At 34.8% G+C, this 26,215-nt stretch carries 24 protein-coding genes and 1 other annotated feature; of the genes, 8 read left to right on the plus strand and 16 right to left on the minus strand.

Annotated features, from left to right (window positions below; translation table 11 throughout):
- Window positions 1-232 precede the first annotated feature (232 nt).
- Entirely contained in the window at window positions 233-1,504 is a 1,272-nt protein-coding gene (tyrS, locus tag ACFQ18_RS03425) for a tyrosine--tRNA ligase (RefSeq protein WP_047186774.1), read from the minus strand.
- A gap of 81 nt (window positions 1,505-1,585) precedes the next feature.
- Window positions 1,586-1,795, minus strand: a binding site (T-box leader).
- 226 nt (window positions 1,796-2,021) lie between these two features.
- On the opposite strand from tyrS, the gene ACFQ18_RS03430 reads away from it, so the two are divergent.
- From ACFQ18_RS03430 to ACFQ18_RS03445, 4 genes are all read left to right on the plus strand, one after another.
- A complete protein-coding gene (locus ACFQ18_RS03430) occupies window positions 2,022-4,913 on the plus strand; it encodes a transglycosylase domain-containing protein (protein ID WP_084824131.1) in 2,892 nt (963 codons plus the stop codon).
- Between the two features lie 207 nt (window positions 4,914-5,120).
- On the plus strand, window positions 5,121-5,774 hold the full coding sequence (locus ACFQ18_RS03435; RefSeq protein WP_047186775.1) for a GNAT family N-acetyltransferase: 654 nt from the start codon (window positions 5,121-5,123) through the stop codon (window positions 5,772-5,774).
- Window positions 5,775-6,431: an acetoin utilization AcuB family protein gene (locus ACFQ18_RS03440; RefSeq protein ID WP_047186776.1), complete on the plus strand. Its 657-nt coding sequence runs from the start codon at window positions 5,775-5,777 to the stop codon at window positions 6,429-6,431. It begins immediately after the preceding gene.
- Complete coding sequence (locus ACFQ18_RS03445; RefSeq protein WP_047186777.1) at window positions 6,428-7,594, plus strand: acetoin utilization protein AcuC; 1,167 nt, start codon at window positions 6,428-6,430, stop codon at window positions 7,592-7,594. The genes ACFQ18_RS03440 and ACFQ18_RS03445 overlap by 4 nt, the downstream gene beginning before the upstream one ends.
- Window positions 7,595-7,749: 155 nt before the next feature.
- Here the strand turns inward: ACFQ18_RS03445 and motS are convergent, their stop codons facing one another.
- From motS to ACFQ18_RS03505, 12 genes are all read right to left on the minus strand, one after another.
- A complete protein-coding gene (gene motS / locus ACFQ18_RS03450) occupies window positions 7,750-8,517 on the minus strand; it encodes a flagellar motor protein MotS (RefSeq protein WP_047186778.1) in 768 nt (255 codons plus the stop codon).
- Complete coding sequence (motP, locus tag ACFQ18_RS03455; RefSeq protein ID WP_047186779.1) at window positions 8,507-9,331, minus strand: flagellar motor protein MotP; 825 nt, start codon at window positions 9,329-9,331, stop codon at window positions 8,507-8,509. The genes motS and motP overlap by 11 nt, the downstream gene beginning before the upstream one ends.
- A 79-nt stretch (window positions 9,332-9,410) precedes the next feature.
- Complete coding sequence (gene ccpA / locus ACFQ18_RS03460; protein ID WP_047186780.1) at window positions 9,411-10,406, minus strand: catabolite control protein A; 996 nt, start codon at window positions 10,404-10,406, stop codon at window positions 9,411-9,413.
- A 162-nt stretch (window positions 10,407-10,568) separates the two neighbouring features.
- Entirely contained in the window at window positions 10,569-11,645 is a 1,077-nt protein-coding gene (locus tag ACFQ18_RS03465) for a bifunctional 3-deoxy-7-phosphoheptulonate synthase/chorismate mutase (RefSeq protein ID WP_047186781.1), read from the minus strand.
- A 286-nt stretch (window positions 11,646-11,931) separates the two neighbouring features.
- Entirely contained in the window at window positions 11,932-12,321 is a 390-nt protein-coding gene (locus tag ACFQ18_RS03470; protein WP_047186782.1) for a YtxH domain-containing protein, read from the minus strand.
- 11 nt (window positions 12,322-12,332) lie between these two features.
- Window positions 12,333-12,746 carry a DUF948 domain-containing protein gene (locus tag ACFQ18_RS03475; RefSeq protein ID WP_047186783.1) on the minus strand — a complete coding sequence of 138 codons (414 nt, stop codon included), beginning with the start codon at window positions 12,744-12,746 and terminating at the stop codon, window positions 12,333-12,335.
- Window positions 12,747-13,218: 472 nt separating this feature from the next.
- Window positions 13,219-14,526 carry a UDP-N-acetylmuramate--L-alanine ligase gene (gene murC, locus ACFQ18_RS03480; RefSeq protein ID WP_047186784.1) on the minus strand — a complete coding sequence of 436 codons (1,308 nt, stop codon included), beginning with the start codon at window positions 14,524-14,526 and terminating at the stop codon, window positions 13,219-13,221.
- Window positions 14,527-14,713: 187 nt separating this feature from the next.
- Complete coding sequence (locus ACFQ18_RS03485; RefSeq protein ID WP_047186785.1) at window positions 14,714-15,829, minus strand: nicotinate phosphoribosyltransferase; 1,116 nt, start codon at window positions 15,827-15,829, stop codon at window positions 14,714-14,716.
- 90 nt (window positions 15,830-15,919) lie between these two features.
- Window positions 15,920-18,439: a DNA translocase FtsK gene (locus tag ACFQ18_RS03490; protein WP_052771798.1), complete on the minus strand. Its 2,520-nt coding sequence runs from the start codon at window positions 18,437-18,439 to the stop codon at window positions 15,920-15,922.
- Window positions 18,440-18,990: 551 nt separating this feature from the next.
- On the minus strand, window positions 18,991-19,596 hold the full coding sequence (gene ytpR / locus ACFQ18_RS03495) for a YtpR family tRNA-binding protein (protein WP_047186786.1): 606 nt from the start codon (window positions 19,594-19,596) through the stop codon (window positions 18,991-18,993).
- Window positions 19,597-19,614: 18 nt separating this feature from the next.
- On the minus strand, window positions 19,615-20,412 hold the full coding sequence (locus ACFQ18_RS03500) for a DUF1444 domain-containing protein (protein ID WP_083452508.1): 798 nt from the start codon (window positions 20,410-20,412) through the stop codon (window positions 19,615-19,617).
- A 60-nt stretch (window positions 20,413-20,472) separates the two neighbouring features.
- Window positions 20,473-20,790, minus strand: coding sequence for a thioredoxin family protein (locus ACFQ18_RS03505; protein WP_047186788.1), 318 nt, complete (start codon window positions 20,788-20,790; stop codon window positions 20,473-20,475).
- Window positions 20,791-20,951: 161 nt separating this feature from the next.
- On the opposite strand from ACFQ18_RS03505, the gene ACFQ18_RS03510 reads away from it, so the two are divergent.
- Window positions 20,952-21,392 (plus strand): YtoQ family protein, encoded by a 441-nt coding sequence (locus tag ACFQ18_RS03510; RefSeq protein WP_047186789.1) that lies wholly within the window; start codon window positions 20,952-20,954, stop codon window positions 21,390-21,392.
- A gap of 26 nt (window positions 21,393-21,418) precedes the next feature.
- Here the strand turns inward: ACFQ18_RS03510 and ACFQ18_RS03515 are convergent, their stop codons facing one another.
- Window positions 21,419-21,931, minus strand: a complete 513-nt coding sequence (locus ACFQ18_RS03515) for a DUF84 family protein (RefSeq protein WP_047186790.1) — start codon at window positions 21,929-21,931, stop codon at window positions 21,419-21,421.
- A gap of 58 nt (window positions 21,932-21,989) precedes the next feature.
- Complete coding sequence (locus ACFQ18_RS03520) at window positions 21,990-23,054, minus strand: M42 family metallopeptidase (protein WP_047186791.1); 1,065 nt, start codon at window positions 23,052-23,054, stop codon at window positions 21,990-21,992.
- Between the two features lie 186 nt (window positions 23,055-23,240).
- On the opposite strand from ACFQ18_RS03520, the gene ACFQ18_RS03525 reads away from it, so the two are divergent.
- Window positions 23,241-23,555 carry a PepSY domain-containing protein gene (locus ACFQ18_RS03525; RefSeq protein WP_047186792.1) on the plus strand — a complete coding sequence of 105 codons (315 nt, stop codon included), beginning with the start codon at window positions 23,241-23,243 and terminating at the stop codon, window positions 23,553-23,555.
- 37 nt (window positions 23,556-23,592) lie between these two features.
- Here ACFQ18_RS03525 and ACFQ18_RS03530 read toward each other — a convergent pair whose 3' ends face one another.
- On the minus strand, window positions 23,593-24,447 hold the full coding sequence (locus ACFQ18_RS03530) for a YtnP family quorum-quenching lactonase (protein WP_047186793.1): 855 nt from the start codon (window positions 24,445-24,447) through the stop codon (window positions 23,593-23,595).
- 118 nt (window positions 24,448-24,565) lie between these two features.
- On the opposite strand from ACFQ18_RS03530, the gene ACFQ18_RS03535 reads away from it, so the two are divergent.
- The gene (locus tag ACFQ18_RS03535; RefSeq protein ID WP_225344044.1) at window positions 24,566-25,162 is read left to right on the plus strand and encodes a Maf family protein; all 597 of its coding nucleotides are present in this window, start codon (window positions 24,566-24,568) and stop codon (window positions 25,160-25,162) included.
- 196 nt (window positions 25,163-25,358) lie between these two features.
- Entirely contained in the window at window positions 25,359-25,919 is a 561-nt protein-coding gene (locus tag ACFQ18_RS03540; protein WP_047186794.1) for a DUF3967 domain-containing protein, read from the plus strand.
- Window positions 25,920-26,215: the final 296 nt, after the last annotated feature.

Raw genomic sequence — 26,215 nt, forward strand, 5'->3', positions numbered from 1 at the left:
CCCACCTACCTTCTTTGTTTTTTAGGCGGGAATCTTACTGTCCGTTTAGGTGGGATAAATTTATAAGTAATGATAACCATATTATACCTAGTTGTCAACTCGGTTTAGGGTATTTTCATAGATTTGGAGGCTATTTTTATATGTAAAAACTAAGGTTGAGAGTACCTTACACTTTTTTGGCAAAAAAAATACACTGACATCTCAAGTCAATGTATTTTTTCAATTTCCAATATTAATTAAAGGAAATTAAGAAATATTTTTTCTTACCACGGCGGATAATAGTGAATTTCTCTTCAATACGGTCTTCTTCGGTCACAGTATATTGAATATCTTGTTGACGTTCCCCGTTAATATAGACCGCTCCATTAGAAATATCCTCCCTTGCTTGGCGCTTAGAAGAAGAAATTTTAGCATTTACTAATAGATCAACTAGGCCTATATCTTCTTTTGAAGTTTCAAATGTTGGTACATCTTTAAAACCTTGTTCAATGTCACTGGCGGATAGCTTCTTAAAATCTCCACTAAACAATGCTTCTGTAATTTTTTTCGCTTGTGCTAGCGCTTCTTCACTATGAACTAATTTAGTCATTTCTTCTGCAAGACGTCTTTGAGCAACACGATTTTCCGGATGGTTAGTAACCTCACTTTCTAATTGAGCAATTTCTTCTTCGTTTAAAAATGTAAAGTACTTAATAAATTTAATGACATCACGGTCGTCCGTATTAATCCAGAATTGATAAAATTCATATGGCGTTGTCTTTTCCGGATCAAGCCAAATTGCTCCACCAGCTGTTTTACCGAATTTAGTTCCATCTGCCTTTGTTATTAATGGGACAGTTAAACCGTATACTTTAATTTCCTCATCTTGATTTTCTCTTGCCCGACGAATTAATTCCATTCCAGCGGTAATATTTCCCCATTGATCACTTCCACCTATTTGTAATGTTACGTTTTCTTCTTCATATAATTTCATATAATCTAAAGACTGCAATAGCATATAACTAAACTCAGTAAAAGAAAGTCCCTGTTCTATACGAGCTGAAACAGATTCTTTAGCTAGCATATAATTAATACTAAAATGTTTTCCTATATCTCTTAGTACATCAATAAAAGTTAATTTTCCTAACCAATCATGATTATTTCGTACTTTTACAGAACTTTCAATGTTCTCCACTTCTAAAATTTTGTTAATTTGTTTTTTTAATGAATCAGCGTAATATTGTACCGTTTCTGTTGTATTTAATGACCTTTCTGTGGAACGTCCACTTGGGTCCCCTATCATTCCGGTACCGCCGCCGACTAATGCAATTGGTTTATGACCAGCTAATTGGAATCGTTTTAGCATAATTAATGGTACTAAATGACCAATATGTAAACTATCTGCCGTTGGGTCAAAACCACAGTACAAACTTACCTGGTTCGTTTCTAAATGTTTTTTTAGACCTTCATGATCGGTAGTTTGTTGAATTAGTCCGCGTTTTTCTAAATCTTGTAAAATATCCATTACATGCACTCTCCTATTTTAATTTGGCATCTTTCTAAGAAAACAGCCATTTCTAAAAATAAAAAAACTCATCCCTAACTAAAAAGGGACGAGTTATTAAACACGCGTTACCACCCTTGTTGCACAGTTGTGCCACTCGGTATTGTTATCGATGTTTCCACCGTTTCCTTCATAAGAGAAGAAATTGCTCCAGAACGTAATTCATGTTACAAATGTATACTAGTTTCCACCGACCACTAGCTCTCTTTGATAGGGATTTGTAAAACTACTTCATTCTTTCTTAGCTACTTACATATATATAGAATGTTGCTAATAGTGCATGTTCAAAAAGTTGGATGAAAAAGACCGATTCAGCTGAGAAAGCTGCACCTCCACAAGGGTATGACATGTTCACCAGACTTTTTGAACATCCTCTAATAATCTTTATCATATACATTATTAAAATGCAACTAAATTCATCTATCTCGAAAAATATACTTATGATATAATTATAAAAGAATTTTAGGGGGTTTTGCAAATGAAACTGAAAGAGATGTTTCATCAATTAAAGAGAAAGTCTAAATCAGCGTGGAATACCTTTAGAAACTATGAATTTATCAATAAAGTATCGACCATATGGAAAACTGGTAAGATCCAGAAAACTTCACGTATTACATATGATGTTGTTTGGAATATAATATTAGTCTTTTTAATTATAGGTTTCATAGGTGCTTTCTTTGTTGGAGGGGTAGGCGCAGGTTTTTTTGCCTCCCTTATAAAAGATGAACCCGTACGTAGCTATGCAGACATGAAGGAAGATATCTATAATTACGATGAAACGACAAAGTTATATTTTGCTGATAATATTTATTTAGGAGATGTACAAACCGATCTTTATCGGGAAGAAACGACCCTTGATAAAATATCTCCTACCTTAATTCAAGCCGTTATTGCAACGGAAGATGAATATTTTAATGAACATCAAGGTATTGTGCCAAAGGCTATATTCCGAGCATTATACCAAGAAGTATCAAATTCAAATATGCAAAGCGGTGGTAGTACACTCACACAGCAATTAATAAAAAATCAAATATTAACAGATGAAGTATCTTTTGAAAGAAAGGCGAAAGAAATTCTCTTGGCCCTACGGTTGGAACGATTCTTTGAAAAAGATGAAATCCTAGAAGCGTATTTAAACATTGTTCCATATGGACGTAATTCCTCAGGTGGAAATATAGCGGGAATTCAAACAGCTGCACAAGGTATTTTTGGTATTAATGCAGATGAAGTTAATCTTGCACAAGCAGCATATTTAGCAGGTTTGCCACAAAGCCCATCCTATTATACACCATTTAAAAATAATGGTGGTTTAAAAGACGAGGACGGAATAAAGCCTGGCCTAAACCGGATGAAAATTGTTTTAAACCGAATGCTCGATATGGACTATATTACAAAAGAAGAATACGAAGAGGCGATAAACTATGATGTAGTTGCCGATTTCAAAGAAGAAGACAAATCTCCACATAAAAAATACCCAATCTTAACTAGAGAAATTCAATCAAGGGCAACAGATATTATTATGTATCATTTGGCAGAAAAAGATGGGCATTCTAAAGAGGATCTGGAAAAAGATAAAGAATTAAAGAAAAAGTATTCCGCACTAGCATCTAAAGCTATTCAGTCGGAAGGGTATAAGGTTCATTCGACTATCGATAAAAAGATGTACGATGCATTCCAAGAGATTGCAGCCAATTACCAATATTATGGAAATGATAAGAATACGGTAGTAAATAAAAAAACAGGCGAAACAAAGCTTCAATCTATTCAAGCTGCAGCAGTTTTAATTGATAATAAAACAGGAAGAATTATTAGCTTTTTAGGTAATCGTAATTATAGTGAGGAAAATCAAACAAACTATGCAACAGCTAAAAGACAAATAGGTAGTACAGCTAAACCTTTAGCCGTTTACGCACCAGCAATGGAATTAGGTAAAGTTCAACCTAGTACGACTATCGTCGATGAACCTAGAAGCTGGGGATCATGGAGTCCTAAAAACTATGGTGGTGGAAATTACGGTACGGTAACAGTAAGAAAAGCATTAGCTAGCTCTTATAATATACCTGCAGTTATTACCTATGAGAAAATAATTTCACAAGACCCTGCTAGCTATTTGGAAAAAATGGGTGTTACTTCTCTAGTAGAAGCTGACCATCAAAATCTATCTTTTGCTCTTGGAGCATCTGAGAATGGTATATCTGTTGAAGAAAACATTAATGCTTATGCAACCTTTGGCAATAATGGAAAATTTGCAGATGGTTATATGATAGATAAGATTACAACAGCTGATGGTGATGTTGTATATGAGCACGAAACAAAACCTGTTGATGTTTTTTCACCACAAACAACATATCTTACAATTGATATGATGCGAGATGTCATAAATAGTGGTACGGGTGCTTATGTAAAATCAAGGTTAAAATATGGTGGTGTTGACTGGGCAGGAAAAACAGGTACTTCACAAAATTATGATGATGCATGGTTCATTGCTACTAACCCGAACGTAACATTCGGAACATGGCTTGGTTATGAGATCCCTGATTCTATTTACGACAGTTCTTCTTCACTAAGTTACAGTCAACGTACGCAAAATTTATGGGCACAATTAATTAATGCAGCTTCTGATATTAATCCGGAACTTGTAGCACCTTCCGAAAGATTTAAACAGCCGGATGGTATTGTCTCTAGAAGTTACTGTAGTATCTCAGGTGACTTGGCATCTGATTTATGCCAAAAAGCCGGGTTAGTAAAATCAGACATCTATAATTCGAAATATGTACCTACTAAGGTAGATGATAGTTTAATAGCAGGTTCACAAATTGTTATAGCTGGAAAAGCTGTTGCAGCTGGGTCAGATACACCTAAGGAATTCACTTTAGGAAATGGGCTCATGTTTAATCCTGAATGGCTGGAACGCAAAGGGATTAACAATGTTAGCCAACTCATTCCCCGAACCGATACAGATAAATGGCAACAAATTGGTGCTCCTAAAACTAGGTTAGCATCCTATAAAATTGAAAATGATGGCAAAGCTCCTTTAGCGCCGACGTCAGTAAACTATAAGGATAATAAGCTTAAATGGAATAAACCAGACTCAAGTGATATAGTCGGATACCGGATTTATCGCAAATCGAACTCCGATGGAAATTATAAACTTGTAGGAAACACTTCAAATACTGAGTTCTCAGTTGAAGATGACAATGCGACTTATCAAGTAAAAGCAGTTGATTATTTTGGCTTAGAGTCTAGTCCATCTAATGAAATTGTAATTGGCAAAGACCCTAAATCAGCTGATGAATCCGAGTCGAAAAAGGCAAAAGAAGAGAAGGAACAAAAAAAGAAAGAAGAAAAGAAAAAAGAGAAACAAGAATAACATAGGCACAGCTCAGAAAGTGCTTAATATTAAAGAAGGTACTCGTTGTCGGGTATCTTCTTTTTTCTAATAGAGACGGAACTTATTAGCTCCGCCCCTACCATTAGAAAAACTCATTCATGAAAATGTTACAAAAGACTAAAACTTTTTCGAATTATCTTGTATACTATAGTTAATACGGATGACCTGAAATTAGGTGGTGAAAACATGGAACACATCAAGACCCATTACAAGATGCAACGAGAGACCTCATCAGAACCCATTGTGATTGAGGGTCCACTCTCCTCGAATGAATTACAGCAATATCACTTTCATGAGAAATTAACTGCATTTAGGCCAGCACATAAACAATTTGAGGCGCTTCAAAAAATCGCTGACTTTCCGGAAGGCAGAATAATAGTAGCTCGTACACTTGATACTATTATTGGATATGTCACTTATGTGCATCCTGATCCACTTGAAAGATGGTCTGAATTTAACATGCAGGATTTGATTGAATTAGGGGCAATAGAAATCATCCCAGAATTTCGTGGTGAAAAAGTCGCTTCTAACCTTCTTGAAATTTCCATGCGTGATGAATTTATGGAAAATTATATTATAATTTCTACAGAATATTATTGGCATTGGGATTTAGAAGGAACCAAATTAAGCATCTGGAATTATCGAAAATTAATGGAAAAAATGATGGCAGCCGGTGGATTACTCCCCGCTCCAACAGATGACCCGGAAATTATTTCTCATCCCGCAAATTGTTTGATGGTCCGTATCGGGAAAAATGTTCCGGAAGAATCTGTAAAGAAATTTGATGAATTACGATTCCTATCAAGAAATAAGGATCGTTCTATGAGGGAGGGTTTATAAATGTTAGTACAGGAAATCATGAAAACTGAGGTGATTACTCTACCCCAAAATGCAACAATTGCTAACGCCCTACAATTATTACAAGATCATCGTATTCGCCATATACCTATTGTCAATGATAACAATGAAGTAATTGGTATTGTTTCTGACCGTGATGTAAGGGATGCAAGCCCTTCAGTCTTGTTAAAGAATGATAGCATAGAACAAAATGAATTAGAGAATGAAATAAAAATGATTATGACTACACCTGTTATTACAATCCATCCGCTTGATTTTGTAGAAGAAATTGCACGTGTGTTTTATGATAAGGAAATTGCTTGTTTACCAGTTGTGAATAAAAATAAACTGGTCGGTATTGTGACGGAAAAGGATATGTTATATACGTTAATTCAGTTAACAGGGATAACGGTACAAAGCTCCGTAATTGAGGTAAAAGTTCCCGACGTCCCAGGGATTATTCCTGAGGTTGCAGCTATTTTTGGAAAACGCAAAGTGAATATTGCATCCGTATTGGTCTACCCATTTAAAGATGATCCAAATTATAAAATACTTGTTTTTCGAATCCAAACAATGAATCCGCTTCCATTCATTCAAGACTTACGAAATGCTGGCTACAAATTAATGTGGCCTAATAATATTCCGGAGCCAAAAGTATGAAAAGGAACGCAGCTTTTATATTTTCTGATCAATTTTTAGAATACCATTTTCATGAAAATCACCCTTTCAATCAAAAACGAATTCAATTAACGAAAGAATTATTGGAACAATCGAATGCATTAACTTCTGAGGACTTACTTTTACCTCGTAAAGCGTCAGATAAAGAAATAGCATTATTTCATGATGAAGATTATATAGAAGCAGTTAAAAGAGCAAGTTTTAACCAATTAACTGATGACGAGAAACGTGAATTCGGTCTTGGTACGGAAGACACTCCCATTTTTGATGGTATGCATGAAGCATCCGCCCTGCTCGTCGGAGGTTCATTAACAGCTGTAGATGAAGTTATAAATGAACGTGTTAATCATTCGTTGAATATAGGCGGTGGACTACATCACGGATTTAAGCGGAAAGCTTCTGGATTTTGTATTTATAATGATGCGGCTATTGCTATTAGATATATAAGAAAAAATTATAATTTAAGGGTATTGTATGTTGACACGGATGCCCATCATGGTGATGGAGTTCAAAGTGCATTTTATGATGACCCTAATGTATGTACATTTTCAATCCACGAAACAGGTAGGTATTTATTTCCGGGTACAGGTGAAGTAAACGAACGGGGAATAAAACAAGGATTTGGTTATTCATTTAATCTCCCTATCGATGCTTTTACACAAGACGAATCCTTTTTGGAAGTTTATGAGGGGGCTATTAGAAGAATTGCGGAGTTCTTTAAACCTGACATTATTATTACACAAAACGGAGCAGATGCACATACATATGACCCCCTAACCCATCTTTGCACTTCTATGAAAATATATGAACGTATTCCTGAGATTTCCCATGAATTAGCCCACGAGTACTGTAACGGGAAATGGATTGCCCTTGGGGGAGGAGGCTACGACATTTGGCGAGTTGTTCCAAGAGCATGGGCTCAAATTTGGAATGTCATGAAAATGGGTACAATTAGCACCGGCCCTCTCCCACGCACATGGATTGAAAAGTGGAAAAAGGAATCGCCTGTAAATATTCCGAATCATTGGCATGACACAAATGAAGAAGCATTTCCTTACATTCCTAGAAAACCAGAAATTAACGATAAAAATAGTAAACTACTAAATCAATTACTAAAATACACGTTTAAACCACAAAAGAAATGATAACAACTATCTACAGTTCTTAATAAAGTAGACTTCCATCCGATCTCCCACCTACTTTCTTTGTTCCCCAGAAGCTTAAGGTGGGAATCTACTGCCCGTATAGGTCGGATAAAGAGGAATAAAAAGAGCAGGTGCATATTCAGCAACTGCTCTTTTTATTCCATAATTACAATTTCTACTCTCCGATTTTTACCCCAGTGTTTTTCAGAATCGTTTGGTGCTATAGGTCTAGTATCTGCATAACCAACTGATGAGAATCTTTTTTCATCCAATTCAAATCCATTAGTTAAATAGCGAATAACACTACCGGCGCGAGCTGCCGATAATTCCCAATTCGATGGATACCTATAGTTTGTTATCGGCCTAGAATCAGTATGCCCTTCTACACGCACTTGGTTTGGAACATCTTTTAAGAGAAGACCTATCTTATCTAAAAATGGTTTAGCCGAATTTAATACGGTTGCCTCTCCAGTGTCAAATAAGATATTCTCCTGCAAGACTAATACAACACCTTCATCTGATCGCTTAGCCGTAATAGCACCATTTAAATTATTATTATCAAGAAAAGATTCTACTTCACTAACTAGATTATCTAGAGAGTTCCCTTCTTCCGTCTTAGGTGTTTGATCACTTAAATCACTTTCATCCAAGTCACTATTCAACTTTCCTTCTAAGTTATCCCCTTTTTCATTTTTGGATTGTTCAGCAGGTTGATTGGAAGGAACTATAGAAGGATAAAAATCAAAAATCATTCTGTTTTGGAATGATTCTTGAACCGCCTCAAAGCGTTCATCGTCAAGGTTTGACATAGCAAATAATAGTATGAAGAAAACTAAAATTAAGGTTACCATATCAGAATAGGTAACCATCCATTTTGGTGCACCAGTTTCTTTAATGGACTTCCTCTTTCTCCTACGCTTCATTAATGCTTTCTCCTATGATATTAGAAGTCTGGATTTCTTTTTGCTTTTCTTGATCTTCATTGGAAAGAAATGCATTTAGTTTCTCCTCAAGGATACGTGGATTCTGTCCGGATTGTACACCAATAATTCCCTCAATGATTATTTGCTTATAAAAAGCCTCTTCTTCTGTTTTCCCCTCTAACTTATTTGCCATAGGCGTAAACACAAGATTAGCTAACACAGTTCCATATAATGTCGTTAATAGTGCCACAGCCATACTAGGTCCTAATGTAGACGGATCAGATAATTGATTTAACATCAAAACGAGTCCAATCAACGTACCTATCATTCCCCATGAAGGTGCGTATTCAGCTGCCTTTTCAAACAAAGACCTACTTTTCGCGTGTCTTTCTTCCATTGCCATAATTTCTGCTTCTAGAATATCATTGATTACTTCAGGTTCAACGCCATCTACAACAAGTAATAAACCTTTACGTATAAATGGATCATCAATACCATCCAAATCATTTTCTAAAGCTAAAATACCTTCTCTCCGCGCCCTTTCAGCTAATCGAGAAAAAAGCGCAATTAACTCAGGTAACTGCTTACTATTTTGAAGGGAAGTCGCCTTAAATAACTTGAAAATTAGTTTGAGTTGTTCCATTTTAAAAGCGATTAACATAGAGGCTATTAGGCCACCAATTACAATCAGAATACTAGATACATCAATAAATGATACAGCACCTTCTGTACCGCCACTTGAAAGAATCGCTAGCATAATAACGATAAAACCAAATGTAATGCCGATAGGAGTTAATATATCTTTTTTACTCATTTTCTAAATCTCCCCAACCATTTAAAAGATATAGATGAATGTAATTTACATCCATCTATATCTTTTATCGGCATCATTTTTATAAAGTTGAATTTCTTAACTCAATTCTATGAGGCAATATGACATTTTTTTCAGCAACTTCTTCTTTATTCATAAATTTTGTCAATAAGCGCATTGCAACTGCACCGATGTCATACATAGGTTGTACAACTGTTGAAAGCGTCGGACGAACCATGGTTGCAAGTCGAGTATTATCAAAACCAAAAATTTCTACATCATTCGGAACATTATACCCCATATCTTGAACACCATGGATAACACCTAATGCCATTTCATCTGAAGCGACAAAAATAGCCTCTGGTTTTTCATCTAAAGCCGCTAATTGCTTGGCAGCTTCAAGCCCGGACTCATAAGAATAATCACCTTGTACAATGAATTCTTCCTTAATCGGAACATTTGCCTCAGCTAATGCACGCTTATAGCCGGCAAATTTATGTTCATTAATACTTGTATCTTCTCCGCCACCAACATATGCCGGATTTTTCTTTCCTTTATCAACAAAATGCTTTGTTGCTTCATAAGCAGCTTCTTCATAATTAATATTTACAGATGCTAATTCCTTTGTGTCATCATAAGTTGCTGCTAACACGATTGGAACATTCGAAGTATTAAATTGTTGCAAGTGTTCTTCAGTAATGGTTCCACCCATAAACAATATTCCATCTACTTGTTTTTCCAACATTGTATTAATTAACGCTAACTCTTTATCTTTATTTTGATCTGAATTACTTAAAATAACATTATATTTATACATAGTTGCAATATCTTCTATACCACGAGCTAATTCTGAAAAGAAAATACTGGATATATCTGGAATGATTGCACCTACAGTGGTTGTCTTTTTACTAGCTAATCCTCTAGCTACCGCGTTTGGTCGATAACCTAAACGTTCTATTGTCGCTAAAACTTTTTTACGTGTTGTTGGCTTTACATTTGGATTTCCATTCACTACTCTCGAAACCGTAGCCATAGACACATTTGCTTCTCTTGCTACATCATAAATTGTTACAGTCATTACTGTGTTTACCTCCTATATTATAAATCCAGTCTTTTGTTTATATCATACTCTAACATGATAAAAAAAACAAAAATAACCGTCTTTTATAGTTAATTCATTAATTATAGTCTTACGATAAAGAAAGACTAATCAATATTGATTAGTCTTTTCTAAACATACCTATTTTAAACGATTCTCTAAATCTGTTAGTTCTTCATAGAAACGATCGAATGTTGGGATGTCCATTTGTTGTGCTGAATCAGAAAGTGCTACAGCAGGATCTGGATGGACCTCTGCCATAATTCCATCTGCTCCAATAGCAAGGGCTGCTCTTGCCGTCGGAAGTAATAAATCACGGCGACCAGTTGAATGTGTAACGTCTACCATTACAGGTAAGTGTGTTTCTTGTTTTAGAATTGGAACCGCGGAAATATCTAATGTATTTCTTGTTGCTTTTTCATAAGTTCTAATACCGCGTTCACATAGAATAACATTTCCATTACCACTAGAAACAATGTATTCAGCAGCATTAATATATTCAGAAATTGTAGCAGAAAGACCACGTTTTAATAAAACTGGTTTATCAATTTGACCTGCAGCTTTTAACAATTCGAAGTTTTGCATATTTCTTGCACCGATCTGGATAACATCAATATATTCAACAGCCTTTTCTAAATCTGTTGGTGTAACAATTTCACTAATCGTAACTAGATCATATTCATCTGCAATACGTTTTAAGATTTGTAAGCCTTCTAATCCTAGACCTTGGAAATCATATGGTGATGTTCTTGGCTTAAATGCGCCCCCACGCAATAATTTAAGTCCTTTACCTTTAATAGATTCAGCAACCTGTGCTACTTGATCATAACTTTCTACTGCACATGGACCAAACACATGGTTAATATTACCGTTCCCAATTTTCACACCTTTAATATCAATAACTGTGTTTTCAGGCTGTCTCTTACGGGATACAAGAAGCGCTTTTTGATGATCTTCCTCTTGCAATTCTAGTCCAGCCTTAAAAATTTCTTTAAATATATGAACAATGGTTGAGTTTTCAAATGGTCCTGTATTCTTTGCGGTAATAAGGTCTAACATTTCACGTTCTCTAACAGGATCAAACTCTTTTCTAATACTTTGCTTTGTTTTTATTTGTCCAATTTCTTGAACAAGTGATGCGCGTTTGTTGATTAATTCTAGTATTTCCAAATTTACTTCGTCTAATTGATTTCTTAATTGCTCAAATTGATTCGTCATTTTATGCGCCCCCAGAAAAATAATAACATTTATAATTAATTTATAATTAGTGACAATTATAGCTAACATTCTTACATTTGTCACCATTTAGTTTTACGATTAATGTAATTTTTTTCATCATTCCTTAAATAAAAAGAAAAGCGGAAGCGCCCGTTTAGCGACGTATGGACTGCGCCTGGCCATGCCAGGAGGTGAAGGAAGTGTCGCTACGGCTTTAGCGCTGGAGCTAGACACGAAAGAAAAAACTACAACCCATAATGGACTGTAGTTTAGGAAATAATTTTCTTTACTTTTCAGAATCTGCTGCTTCAACTAACGTTTTGTCTTCATTATTGAACTTAGTAGATATTGATTTAGTTAAATCTTGTGTTTTTTTAGTTAGATCCTGTGTTTTTTGAGAAACATTTTTGGTAATGTTAGAAGTAGTATCCATTGCACGTTTTTTAAACTCAACGCTTGTTGTAAAAGCTTTATCTTTCCAGTCACTACTCTTTTCCTGTGCAATTTCTTTCCAATCCCCAGCACGGTTTTTCACTTGTTGAGCACCTTCATTAATATCACCTCTAAGTTCTTTACCTGATTTAGGTGCAAAAACCAATGCAATAGAAGCTCCAACTATCGTACCAACAAATGTTCCGATTACAAAATCCTTCATGTTAATGTTGTTTTCACTCATATTATTACCTCCTACTTATTTTTGTTCCTTCTTCCATTTACAAAATCTACTATAGCTGCACCCCATTTTACAGCTTGAGCAGCTTTTTCTTGGTCAATCTTGGAAGCCACAGAAATACTATTTGATATCTCATTTAGAGATTGACTAAAATCTTTCATGGAATCCCCAATTCCTTTAGCGCCATCAAATAAAGTATCCAACTTCCCAGTTTTTTCATTCATATCTTCAGCTAATTTATTCGTTTTAGATAATAACTCAGTTGTTTCTGTTGTAACACCTTGCATTTGTTTTTCAATACCTTGAATTGTAATGGAAACATCTTTTAACGTCTCTTTTGTTGCCTTTATTGCAATCACTACATAAATAACTAGAATAACAAACGCTAAAGCCGCAATAAACGCAGATATGTATAGTAAAAACTCCATATCTCTTTCATCTCCTTATGTATAATAACTTATGTAAAGGCATGACAATGGTTCATTTTTAATAATTCCCTATTTATCAATACCTAAACCTGTTTTTAAATAAATTTAAAAACAGACCTAGCTTTAGTATATAACTTTCTAATAATTAATTCGACATTAAACAAATAAAAACCTTTTTTGTAAGGTAAGAAAATATATAATTAAGCTTATCAAATTCTTTCTTAGGGAAGGTTACGTCCAGCTCCAATGCCCAACAACTAGCGAGACTGCCCTCACCTAAAAAACATGATAAAGAAGTCTTGCCAATTGGTGAATCCAGAGGTCTAGTCGCACTTATACCCTTGTGGTGAAAGTCAATATCGACTCACTCCGTACGTCGCGTTTTTAGCCTGTAAGGGCGATTCCACTTTTGTTTATAAAAAGAAAAAAGCCTGAAAACAATCAGACTTATTATCTTTTAATGATTATTCATTTAATGTTGTATTGCATTGTTCACACTTTCATATGCTTCTTCGAATTTCTGAATATCTCCTGCCCCCATAAAGATAAGCACACTATCCTTATATTCGGCTAATACTTCCGTATGATCAAGTTCCAATATTTCACTATCATCAATTAACTTCTGTAAATCTTCAACAGTCAATTTTCCTGAATCTTCTCTAGCAGAACCAAAAATATCACATAAATAAACTTTATCTGCATCACTTAAACTGTCAGCAAATTCTTGTAAAAATGTTTTTGTTCTAGTAAATGTATGAGGTTGAAAAATAGCAATAATTTTTTTATTAGGATATTTCTTTTTTGCTGAATCAATTGTTGCAGTTATTTCTTTAGGATGATGTGCATAATCATCTATTAGAACTTGAGTTCCTAGTTTCTTTTCGGTAAAGCGTCTTTTAACTCCTTGGAATGAAGAAATTCTCTTAATATCCTCTACCTTTATATCTTCATAATGACACATCGCAATAACCGCTAATGCATTTAATACACTATGATTTCCGAATAGTGGTGTTGTAAATGTATCATAGTAAGTATTCCTCACAAAGACATCAAAGGTCGTTCCTTCTTCTGATTCATGAACATTTTGTGCTTGAAAGTCATTTGTATCACCAAATCCATAGTATACAACTGGTACTTTAGCTTGAATCTGTTGTAGTTGTTCATCATCCCCGCAAGCAATAATTCCTTTTTTCACTTGATCCGCCATTGATTGAAAAGCATTAAATACATCATTAATACTAGTGAAATAATCAGGGTGATCAAAATCAATATTTGTCATTATTGCATAGTCTGGTTCATAGTTTAAAAAATGGCGTCGATACTCACATGCTTCAAAAACAAAATATTCACTATCAACATGTCCCTTACCGGTTCCATCCCCAATTAAATATGAAATTGGAAATGTTTGATCTAACACGTGGGCCATTAAACCAGTTGTTGACGTTTTACCATGGGCTCCAGTGATTGCAATACTTGTATATTGTTTTAACCATTCTCCCAGAAACTCATGATAACGATAAAATGTACATCCTAATCTTTTGGCTTCCTTAATTTCCACATGTTCATCTGAAAATGCATTTCCTGCAATAATTGTATGTTCTTCTTTAATATTTTTTTCTGAAAAGGGAAGAATAGGAATGTTTTTCTCCTCCAAAGCAACCTGCGTAAAGAATCGTTTCTTCACATCAGAGCCTTGCACATTTTCTCCTGAATCATGAAGTATTTGTGCTAGTGCACTCATTCCTGTTCCCTTTATACCAATAAAATGGTAAGTTGTCATAGAACGAACCTCCATTGTTCATCAAATACCAAAAACTTTTTTGGCACTCACTCATCCTTAAGTGAATGTGTTTTTTTCTACGTTGAAATACTTCTTTGCTATCATTTTACCCCTAACATGTATTCATAAAATACACAATACTGATTTATTATATCAAAAAATGGGTTAGATTTAAAAGTAATATAAGTTATTCATTAAAGTTTAAATATTCTACTCTTTCTAGACGTGGATTAGGACGATATCTTCTTCCCTGTTTTGCTTCAGGTTCACCGTTCAATAAAACATTATCCCCTGTAAATCCTATATTAAGGTTTAGAAGACTTCTTCCTACTCCATACATATCTACTGGTACGTTTTTTGATTCAAATTCCAAAATACGCTTTTCATTAAATCCACCAGAAACCATAATTTTCACGTGGTTATATCCTTCATCGTCTAACGCTTTCCTTAAAGCGAAGATAAGTTCCGGGTTAACACCTCTTGGGTCAAATGAACCCATTAAATGATGATTTCTTAGAAAATATTTATCAACTAGTGTTCGTGAAGTATCTAATCGAACAGAAGCTAATTTATCTCCAAATTCTCTAGCCACTCTTAGTGAATCTGTAATAACATCATTGTTATAATCAACTAAAGCTGCTATTTCGTCATTTGGATAAATTTCATGATAAGCTTTCGTCGCTGCTACAACATCCCCACGGAACATTTGAATCAATGCATGGGGCATCGTTCCCATTCCTTCTTTCCCCCACCACTCATTCATCGCTTGGGTTGCTTGAGCAGTAGAACCTCCAATGTACGCTGCATATCCATCCCCAGCCTGGGTTGTATAGTGGTCATCTCTATCTCCCATAAAGATAACAGGTTTTTGTTTACCGGAGGACTTCGCGGCTTTTACCACATTGTATACATTTGTAGCTACTGATGTTCTTCTTGCTAGAATCCCATCAATGATTCCTTCCAAATACCCAAAATCCTGATATCTGCCGGAAATAGTTAGAACTGTTTCAAAAGGTTCAATCTTATCTCCATCTTTTAATGAGTGGATTTCTATATCCTGTGGGTTATCAGCGAATGTATGAACTAAAGCTATTGCTTCATCCGTTCCGCATAACACCGCATTTTCCTTTTGAAAAAATTGCATCGTAACGTGATTATCCGGGATTTTTTCTTCTACAATCTTTTTCGTTTTTAAAAAATAAACTGCCGAAAACCATCCCTCTTTAATACGTTCATCAAATTTAAATGTTTTATTCGTTAATCTTTTAATTTCACCATTTAGTTTTAATGTAATTTCTTTCATGTCTGCTACTCCTTCAGAAAATCATGAATAAAGGCTACTTATTGCATTTACCCTAATGATGTGACTTTTTCAATAATATTAACATAAATTTTACATATCTTCCTGTTTTTGTCTAATTAATACTTCTCTAGGTTTGCTGCCATTTTGCCCGGAAATGATTCCCTTGTACTCTAATGTGTCCATAAGTCTTGCAGCACGGTTATAACCTATTTTAAAACGACGTTGAATCATAGAAGTACTTGCGCTATTTTGACTTAATACAAAATCAATTACTTCATGTAGTAGTTCATCTTCTTCCTCATCCATATGAACTTGTTCTAATAAATCTTCTGGTTCAAATAAGTAATTTGGTTCTGCAATACTTCTTGCATAGTTTGTAATTCTTTCTATTTCTTCATCAGATACAAATGGGCCTTGAAGACGTACACTTTTACCGGCTCCGTTTTCTACAAATAACATATCTCCTCTTCCAAGTAATTTTTCTGCCCCACTTACATCAATAATAGTACGTGAGTCTACCTGGGAAGATACACTGAATGCAATTCGGGTAGGGATATTCGCTTTAATTAACCCGGTTATAACATCAACGGAAGGCCTTTGTGTTGCTAAAATGAGATGAATTCCACAAGCTCTTGCTTTTTGTGCTATTCGGCTTATTGAATCTTCTACATCCTGTGGGGACGTCATCATTAAATCAGCTAATTCATCAATCACAATAACAATAAAAGGCATTTTTTCATCTATTCTATTTTGCTGTCTAATTTTTTTATTATAAGCCTCTATATTCCTTACACCTTCATGGACAAACCGTTCATAACGATCTTCCATTTCCGTTACTGCCCATTTTAAACTTTGTGTTGCGGCTTTCACATCTGTGATCACCGGCGTCACTAAATGAGGAATCCCATTATATGGTGCAAGTTCCACCATTTTCGGATCGATTAACAATATTTTTACATCTTCATGACTTGCTTTATATAAAAGACTCACAAGCATTGTGTTTATGCAAACACTTTTACCTGACCCCGTTGCACCTGCAATTAATCCATGTGGCATTTTTTGAATATCCGTAATTTTGGGTTCCCCTTCTATACTTAAACCTAATGCTACGGTTAGCGGTGATTTGCTATCTTTAAAAGCTTCCGTTTCAAAAATTTCCTGAAGTCCAACCATTTGCGATTTTTGATTAGGAATTTCAATCCCAACTGTATTTTTCCCTGGAATTGGCGCTTCAATTCTAATATCCCTTGCCGCCATATTTAATTTCAAATCATCACTTAAATTTTTGATTTTACTTACTTTCACCCCAAGTTCTGGGTGAACTTCAAATCGGGTAACAGATGGTCCCTGTGTAGCCTTTACTACCTTCGCTCTTACATTGAAATGTTTTAAGGTTTCCTCTAGTAACCGTTGTTGTTCTTCCACCCAAACATCATCCGAATCACTTCTTTCAACCCTGTCATTAAGTAAATGATTTGGTATAAAGATTTCTTTTTCCCCATTTGAATGATTAATTGGGGTTGTTTTAACTGGTTTCGCTTTTTCGTTTGGTTGAACTGAATGATTATTTATACTAGTTTCTTTTGGTTTTTCCTCCTTAAAATTACTTTTCAGCTCTTCCATTTTCCTTCTATGCAAATTTCGTTTGTCGCTCGGGGTCATAATTACATTAAACGGGATGACCGTGGACTTTTCATTTTCTTTTACCTTTGTAGGATTAACCTCGGATGCTTCACTTGTATCTGTTGATTCCGCTTGTTTATCTACATCTTCCGCTTTTTCTTCAACTGTTACAGCAACTTCTTCTTTATACTCGTTTTCTTGTACATTTGGTTCTTGTACATTATCTTTTTCTTTCTCAACGTCCTCTATACGTTTGTCTACATACTCCTCTTCCCCATCGCTACTAGTATTCTCTATTTCTGTGGAGTTATCTGTATCCTGTAACTCCAGTTCTATTAAGGATTCATTTATTATTTTGCTTTCGTTGTCTTGTGAGTCGTTCTTCTTCTCCAATAATGAAGATGTATCTAATATATTATCTGCAACATTATTCTCGTCTTGATTCGTCTCTTCCTCAGAATAAACCTCCATTGACATGCTTTCGTGCTCATATTTCTTTTCTTTTTGGTCGGTTTCTTGTTGTATGTATGGTGGAATATCGTCCGTCTTTTCTTCCTTCCGTTCTCTCTTTTGAAATCCAAATATTGGCGACGGAACCTCAGATACTTTAAATGGTTCATCAGTCTTTTTATATATTTTTTTATTATTAGATTTAGGTGGATTACTGTGAATATTTGTCTCTGTATGAAAGGGACTATTTTGTTCAGTTCTATAATGTTTATTCGTATCGTTCTTTCTTTCATTTCTGTTTTGTTTGAAATAAGTTTTTTCCTCTTCCGAATTTTTTACATTCGTATTCTCCGTTTTTTCATCGGGAATAACAGGAAAACGAAAAGGTTTCTCCTTTGGATATCGATACGTAACTCTCGCCTTTAAATCTTGTTGAAATTCCTGGTTATATCTTGATTTTGTTTCATGCGGTTTCTCTATAGGTTCATCACTTTCGATAAACATTTCTTTTATTTTATTTTTCCATTTCTCAAACATAAAACTCACTCATTTCTATTTCCATCAATTGTCTTGTTGACTTAACCTGGATGTTTAATTTTAATCTCCTAAAAGATTGAATAGTAATCAGAGAAAGCCACTTTTTATGTTAAATAAAGCAACTTTAACATTTATAGTCTTTTCTATTGTAGCATGTTTTACATTGATTAAAAGGAAAAATGTACCTAATAGTATTACGAGTAGATGGGTAAAAAGGACTTTAGTTAACGAACAAAGGCGCAAGCGCCCGTTTAGCGACGTACGGACTGGACTGAGCCGTAGGAGATAAAGGAAACACGGTGAGCGTAAGCGAGCCGATGTTGACTTTCACCACAAGGGTATAAGTGCGACTAAGCCTCTGGTTTCACCAATCGGCAAGTCTTCTTTATCGTACGGAGGTGAAGGAAGTCTCGCTAGTCGCTGGGCGCTGGAGCCGGACGTGGCTATTCCTATATCTAAGTTATCCATAGCCATACAATTTTTATAATTTTCTTGACAAGAACAAAAAGCAAAAGCAACCCCATTACTATAAATTTGGGTTGCTTTTGCTTTTAAAATGTAAATTCCTCACCTACACGGGTTGAATCATCAAGTACGTATATTCCTTTTTCTTTCGGCGCATTTGGCATTCCTAATTCTTTTTGGGAACAGATCATACCATTTGATGCTACACCACGCAATTCTGTAGGTTTAATTTTCAATCCGCTTGGCATCGTAGCACCTACTTTAGCTACTACTACTTTTTGCCCTTTGTCAATGTTTGGTGCACCACATACGATCTGAAGCGGCTCTGCTTCACCGACGTCTACCTGACATACACTTAATTTATCGGCATTTTCATGCTGTTCTTTGCTAATAACGTAACCTACAACAAACTTAGGACTTAAATCAAAATCCAAACCATCTTCTATTCCATTTTCCATAAATAAATTTTTAATTTGACTTAGTAATTCTTCTGTCAATTTGATTTTTCCTGTTTGATTTAATTGAAAATGACTTTTGGCATTGAAAATATTATATCCAATTACTTTACCAGCACTTGATAAAATCCTTGTAATATCAGCTATCTTTTCAAATTTAATATCATAACGATCTCCATCTTCAATTGGAATGATTAATACGTCACCTATACCATCGGGATTATAAAACACATCCATTTTAAACTTCCTCTCTTACTATTTCTCTGGTCTATTTTTTGCAAGAATGAAAATAGGTTCTAGTTTTTTGTTTTCATAAATAAATGGAAGGGATGTAATCGGAATTCTTCCCTCTGCAAAAAACTTCATAGTCATTTGCGCTAAAATATCGTAACCGGTGCTATTTTGAACATCCGCAATAATTAGAACATCTTGATGAGGGACAGCCACTGCAACCTCACCTTTAGCATTCGCTTGCATTTCTTCCAAAAAAGCTTCGTTAAGAATTCGACTTGCATCATATCCATCTTGTGTGGCTATAAAATAAAAATCATTATCCGCTACTGTATCTTTTTTAGGCTCTGTAGATAGAGATCGGACGTTAAATGATGCAACTTCATCAATATGTGCTTTATTCCATCCCTCTTTTTTTAATAATTCCTCATCTAAAAGTTGATAGGATTTACCTAAATCAAGAGCGTAGAAGATTCTTGTTTCCGCAGTATGATCCTTTGTAAGTAGTTTCTTTCCCTTCTTTGTCTCAGTAGGAAAAGACGTAGATCTTATAACTGGAAAAATATTTTTCTCCATCCCAGAAAGTTCTGGTGTTTGGTTCATAATTCTTAAAGCTTCTCTAATATGGGATTCCAGCTCATCAATTGCTTCTTCACCCCTCTGATTATACTTACCAATCATATTGGGTAATGAGATAGTCATACCTTGTTTCGTATCTTTCCATTCTATTCGAAACGTGTTTTTATCGCGATCAAAAGACGTTCTCCAGTTTTCGTTCTTTAATCGTTCTTCTAATTTCTTTTTCATTTGTAAACTCGTCATTTTCACAATAAGCCCCTCCCTTCCTTCTAGTTGAAATTCTATCAAGCATAGTAGCCGTCTTTAAGCTGGCAAACCTTTTATAAAGTCCATAATCTCTTCTTTTGTTTTACGGTCTTTACTTACAAATCTACCCACTTCTTTACCATTTCGATAGGCAAGAAAACTTGGAATTCCTAAAATATCATGTTCTTGACATATTTCAATGAATTGATCACGATCTATTTTAATAAAATTATATTCAGGAAAAGCTTCCTCAATTTCAGGTAATTCCGGTTCTATAAAACGGCAATCACCACACCAATCAGCAGAAAACATCATAATTACATTACTATCTTTAATAAGTTCATTATATTCAGATACAGATTCTAACTGTTTCATTCATTATCCACTCCTTCTTTGATTACTATAACGTTGATTCTCATATGTTTCAAATAACAAACATTCGTTTTATAATAAACGAATGATGTGCAGTTTCTTGGAAAATATGTAAAGATTCATATAATATTAAAAATATGATAAATAATAAGGAGGAAGAAGGCATGGAACTAACTGTATATTTAGCTGGACAAATTCATGACAACTGGAGAGATAAAGTTAAGCAAATAGCACAAGCAAAAAATCTACCACTTACATTTGTTTCTCCCCAAACGAATCATGACCGTTCTGATGACATCGGGGAAGCCATTTTAGGGGAACAGCCTGGTGCGTTATACAAAGACGATGCGGCGTCAGATGTTAATAATTTCAGAACACAAGTGTTAATGCAAAAAGCCGATATTGTGATTGCTTTATTTGGAGAAAAATATAAACAATGGAATACGGCAATGGATGCGAGTACTGCAATCGCCATGAATAAACCTACTATACTTATTCGACCTACATCATTGATTCATCCTCTTAAAGAATTATCTAATAAAGCGAATGTTACAGTTGAAACGGTAGAACAAGCCTTAGAAATAATAGCATATATTTATGAATAATAATAAGAACTAGAATGTGTGCCATTCTAGTTCTTATTATGTTCTTCCCAATATTCCCACTGGCCACGTAATAGTTTCATTATATGACTAAACATTTCTTTTCGCGATATTAAGTCATTTGTAAAAATTCCAATTGCACCTTCCTTATTTCTCACTTCTTTTCGCATCGAATAATCATCCATAATGTCGCCTAATTCCATGCCTTCTTGTAGTTTTAGGTCAATTTCCTTTGGTAAAAAAATACGAGCACCACTTGCAGTGAAAGTTTGGTCTTCTGTCATAAGTACGCCCCAATTACATAAATAAAGCTCATTTCCTACGTACATGACTCCACCTTCAAGACCTATTCCGATCACATTTGAGGAGGAATTCAGACAATGCCTTGCACGATTCATTGCACCTTTTCTTGTTTCTTCATCGGAAAAAGGTTGTGCTGAAACATCAGAAGGAACATTCAGTGGGGTCAGTTTAGCTTCGGGAAATATTTCTTCTACCGCTTTAATCTTTGTTGGATTTTTGGAACCTACAATAATATTCAATTCTAAACCACCTTAACGTAAGAGTAACTGCTGTCCACTAAAACAGCAGTTACCTTTTTTATTTCCCACGAACTAAATCAACTGTGTTTTGATCTGTTGCTTTTACTAATTTAATAAGTAATTCTTTCGCTGCAGCATAATCGTCTATATGAATTAACGAAGCAGATGTATGGATATAACGCGAGCAAATTCCTACTACCGCCGTTGGAACTCCTTCATGAGAAAGATGAATGCTGCCTGCATCTGTACCACCTTGTGAGACAAAATATTGATATGGAATATCATTTGATTCCGCCGTATCTAAAATAAATTCTCTCATACCTTGACTCGTAATCATTGTTCGATCAAAAATTCTTACTAGTACACCTTTTCCTAATTGGCCAAAGGCCGTCTTATCCCCGGAAGCATCGTTAGCTGGAGAAGCATCTAATACGTATGAAATATCAGGCTTTATCATGTTTGATGCAACTTTTGATCCTCTTAATCCAACTTCCTCTTGTACAGTTGCTCCAGAATATAATTCATTTGGTAAAGTCTCATGTTGTAACTCTTTTAATAATTCAATTGACAAACCGCATCCATAGCGATTATCCCAAGCTTTCGCTAGTATTTTTTTTTGGTTAGCCATTGGTTGAAACGGCGTTACTGGCACAATCGTATCTCCAGGTCTAACCCCAATTTTTTTAACATCCTCTTTATCATCAGCACCAATATCCAATAACATATTTTTAATTTCCATTGGCTTTTTACGTTGTGCTTCAGACAATAAATGTGGAGGAATAGATCCAATTACTCCTATTACCGGTCCATTTTTAGTTAGGACTTGCATTCGTTGTGCAAGTAAAACTTGATTCCACCAACCTCCAAGTGGCTGAAAACGAATCATTCCATTATCTGTAATTTGTGTTACCATGAACCCAACTTCATCCATATGACCCGCAACCATTACTTTTGGTCCGTTACCATGTTTCACCCCAAACAAACCGCCCAAATTATCTTGAATGATTTCGTCGGAGTATTTTTCTAATTCTTTTTTCATAAAAGCACGAACAGCATGCTCATTCCCAGAAGCACCTGGAAGCTCTGTTAATTTTTTAAAAAGATCAAGTGTTTCTTGATTCATTTCATCCCCTCCATTTATATGTATCATACTTTTTGAACATCCTCTTTAAGTATAACGGAAATAGTTTAATTTATTCCATTCAGAGTCTTCATTTCCATTTAGAAATAGATAATGTATACTAATTTATATAGAAAGCAAACATATTCTATAGGTGTACCTACAATGAACAGACTAGGAGGTTTAGTAATGAAAAAGAGAAATATTCTTTTAGCTGCAGCAATTGGTTTTACTTTCGGATATATTACAAATCAACAAGTACAAGTACGTCAAAAAGTAAGTCCTGAAACGGCATTAAAAAACGCAAAAGAACTTTTTAAGAAGTCAGGTCCAATTAATGGCTCTTGGATTTATATGAAACCTGAATCTGTTGAAAAGAATGGTCTCCCGTATCAAGCTTACCGTGGTGGTATAACAAGAAATATTAACGGAGAAAATATACAATACGAATTCTACGTGGATGTTGAAACAGGTGGAATCATATCAGCTAACAAAACTGAATAAGAAATTGGCAATATAATTGCCAATTTCTTATTCATTATCAATATTCATAACGCTCTCGCTTCACTTCATCTACTTTCTTACCTTCTTGATTAAATTTAATTGCACGATAATATGCATCATGGTAAAAGGTATACCATGATCCTCTGTTGTAACCATACTCCATCCAGTTTTCCTTTTCATGAACGGATGTTACAGGGTAATCATCGTAAGCCATTGCCCAAAGTTTATTTTGATGGGCGTGTGTAGGCATTATATCGGCCAGGTGAATAAAGGATTCTTCTCCTTCTTCAAAAACTATAATAGCATGTCCATCACTATGACCGCCTGTATGGATCATCCGTAAGCCTTCTAAAATTTCCAGTTCATCTGCAAATGTTTCTACTTGTTCTTCAACAGGCTGCCAATTGCTTTCCCAATATGTATTGACAGATCTAATATTCGGATTTCTCATTTCATTCCATTCTATTGCAGATGTGTAAATCGTTGCATTTTTAAAAATAGATTCGTATTCATCTTCATCCATTTTTCTCGTTAATCCTGAAGCATGATCATAATGCAAATGAGTCATTAAAATGATATCAATATCATCCACATTTAAATTTAATTCTTTCAAAGACTTTTCGACAGATGATTGTTCTAAAACACCGAAGTTTCGGATTTGCTTTTCTGTAAATTTGTCATTCCCTAATCCCGTTTCAATTAAGATATTTTTTCCATCTAGTTGTAATAGTAAGGGATCGGCTCTTAATTCGATTTGATTTTTATCATTATATGGATATAATCTACTCCACAATGCCTTAGGAACTACACCAAACATAGCACCACCATCTAAGAATGTTACACCGCCGTTTAACCAAGTTAAGTTTGCTCTACCGACCTTCAATTTTTCCAATCCATTCATCCCCTCTCTACACATATCTTAATTTAATTTAGAATATTCTGCAATAACTAACTAAATCTTCACTATTTTGGAACAATCTCTTTTAGTATAGAATGAAAATGAGGATAAGATGATAATAAGAAAGGAAGATAAAATGGAACAACGTTTAATATTAGCTTCCGGGTCTCCGAGAAGAAAAGAATTACTACAAAATATGAATCTTTCATTTGATGTCGTAGTAAGTAATGTAGATGAAACGATAGATCGAACATTGTCAGCCGAAGATTTAGTTCAATCACTTTCTTATCAGAAAGCCTCTTCTATTGCCAAAAGTCATCCAGAGGCGTATGTAATCGGTGCAGATACAATGGTGCTTTTAGATAATCAAGTACTTGGAAAACCTAAGACGGAAGAAAATGCTTTTCAAATGCTTCATCAATTATCTGGGAGACAGCATGATGTATTAACAGGGGTTACGATTATAAAAGGCAAGCAAATTGTTTCTTTTTATGAGAGAACCCTCATTGAATTTTGGCCATTAACAGAAAATGAAATATGGAATTATGTTAAAACAGGTGAACCAATGGATAAAGCAGGTGCTTACGGAATTCAGGGGCTAGGTGCTTATTTAGTCAAGAAGGTAAATGGTGACTATTTTTCGATCGTTGGTTTACCAGTTGCAAGGTTAATGAGAGAATTACAAAAGTTGGGATTCAAGAATTATTAAGAAAAATACACCGAGGTATAATCCCGGATGTATTAAAATATCCTTAATTGAGAATAATTAACCGCCATTAAGTTACAAAATCAAATCATATTTAATGAAAAAATAAAGATTTTATCAAAATTTGTCACACAATACACCCCCACTTCTAAAAGGATTAATTCATTTCATGTTGAATTATTTATTATGGGGTGATTCTATGCATGAAAATGTAGAATGTAAAGAGAAGACTTATTCTACAGCTGAATTAGCGACTATGTTGGGTATGGGCGTGACGACAGTTAGAAAATATGCACAACATTTAGAGAAGGCTGGATATGAATTCCTTAAAACCAAGAATAACGCCCGATTGTTTGTAGATAAAGATATAGAGAAAATACGGCATCTAAAGGATTTAAGAGAGAATCCTCATGTAACTGTAGAACAAGCCACCAATATTGTTATGGGAAAATGGAAAGAGAAAGAAATTGTAAATATTACAGCCCTTCCAAAAACCCCCAAACTTATTAAAGAAGAAAATGTAATTTCAACAGAAATCCTTGAAATGAAAAAATTAATAGAAAAACAAAATGAAATGATTATTTCTTTAATGGAAAGACTTGATCAACAACAAAACATCATAAATGAGTGGTTAAATGAACGAGATAAAGATTTAATGAGAACTATTACCGAAAAATTAGAAACCCAAAAACTAATTGCGGCTACGACCGAGGAAACAACGAATAAAAAGTCCTTTATGGGGAAATTATTCGGAAAATAAAGAAGACCTTCATCAATGGGGGTTTCCTTCATCCCCCACTGATAGTTAGTCGCACTTATCGGACCATTACAGCCGGCTGATCTCCCACCTACCTTCTTTGTTCCCCAGAGTCTTGGGGGAGGAGTTTTATTGCCCGTTGAGGTGGGGTAAATCGCGCGTACATTTAACCTTCCTCCTTTCTTTTTAACTCTTTCAATTCGTTATACGTCTAAATTTCTGATTTAAGTTTACCTAAAAATAAAGATTGACTTCCAACAAAAAACAGGCATTGAAAAGTTCAACCTAATAAATGGACT

It is taken from the genome of Oceanobacillus caeni, assembly GCF_042678465.1.
Taxonomy (GTDB): domain Bacteria; phylum Bacillota; class Bacilli; order Bacillales; family Amphibacillaceae; genus Oceanobacillus; species Oceanobacillus caeni.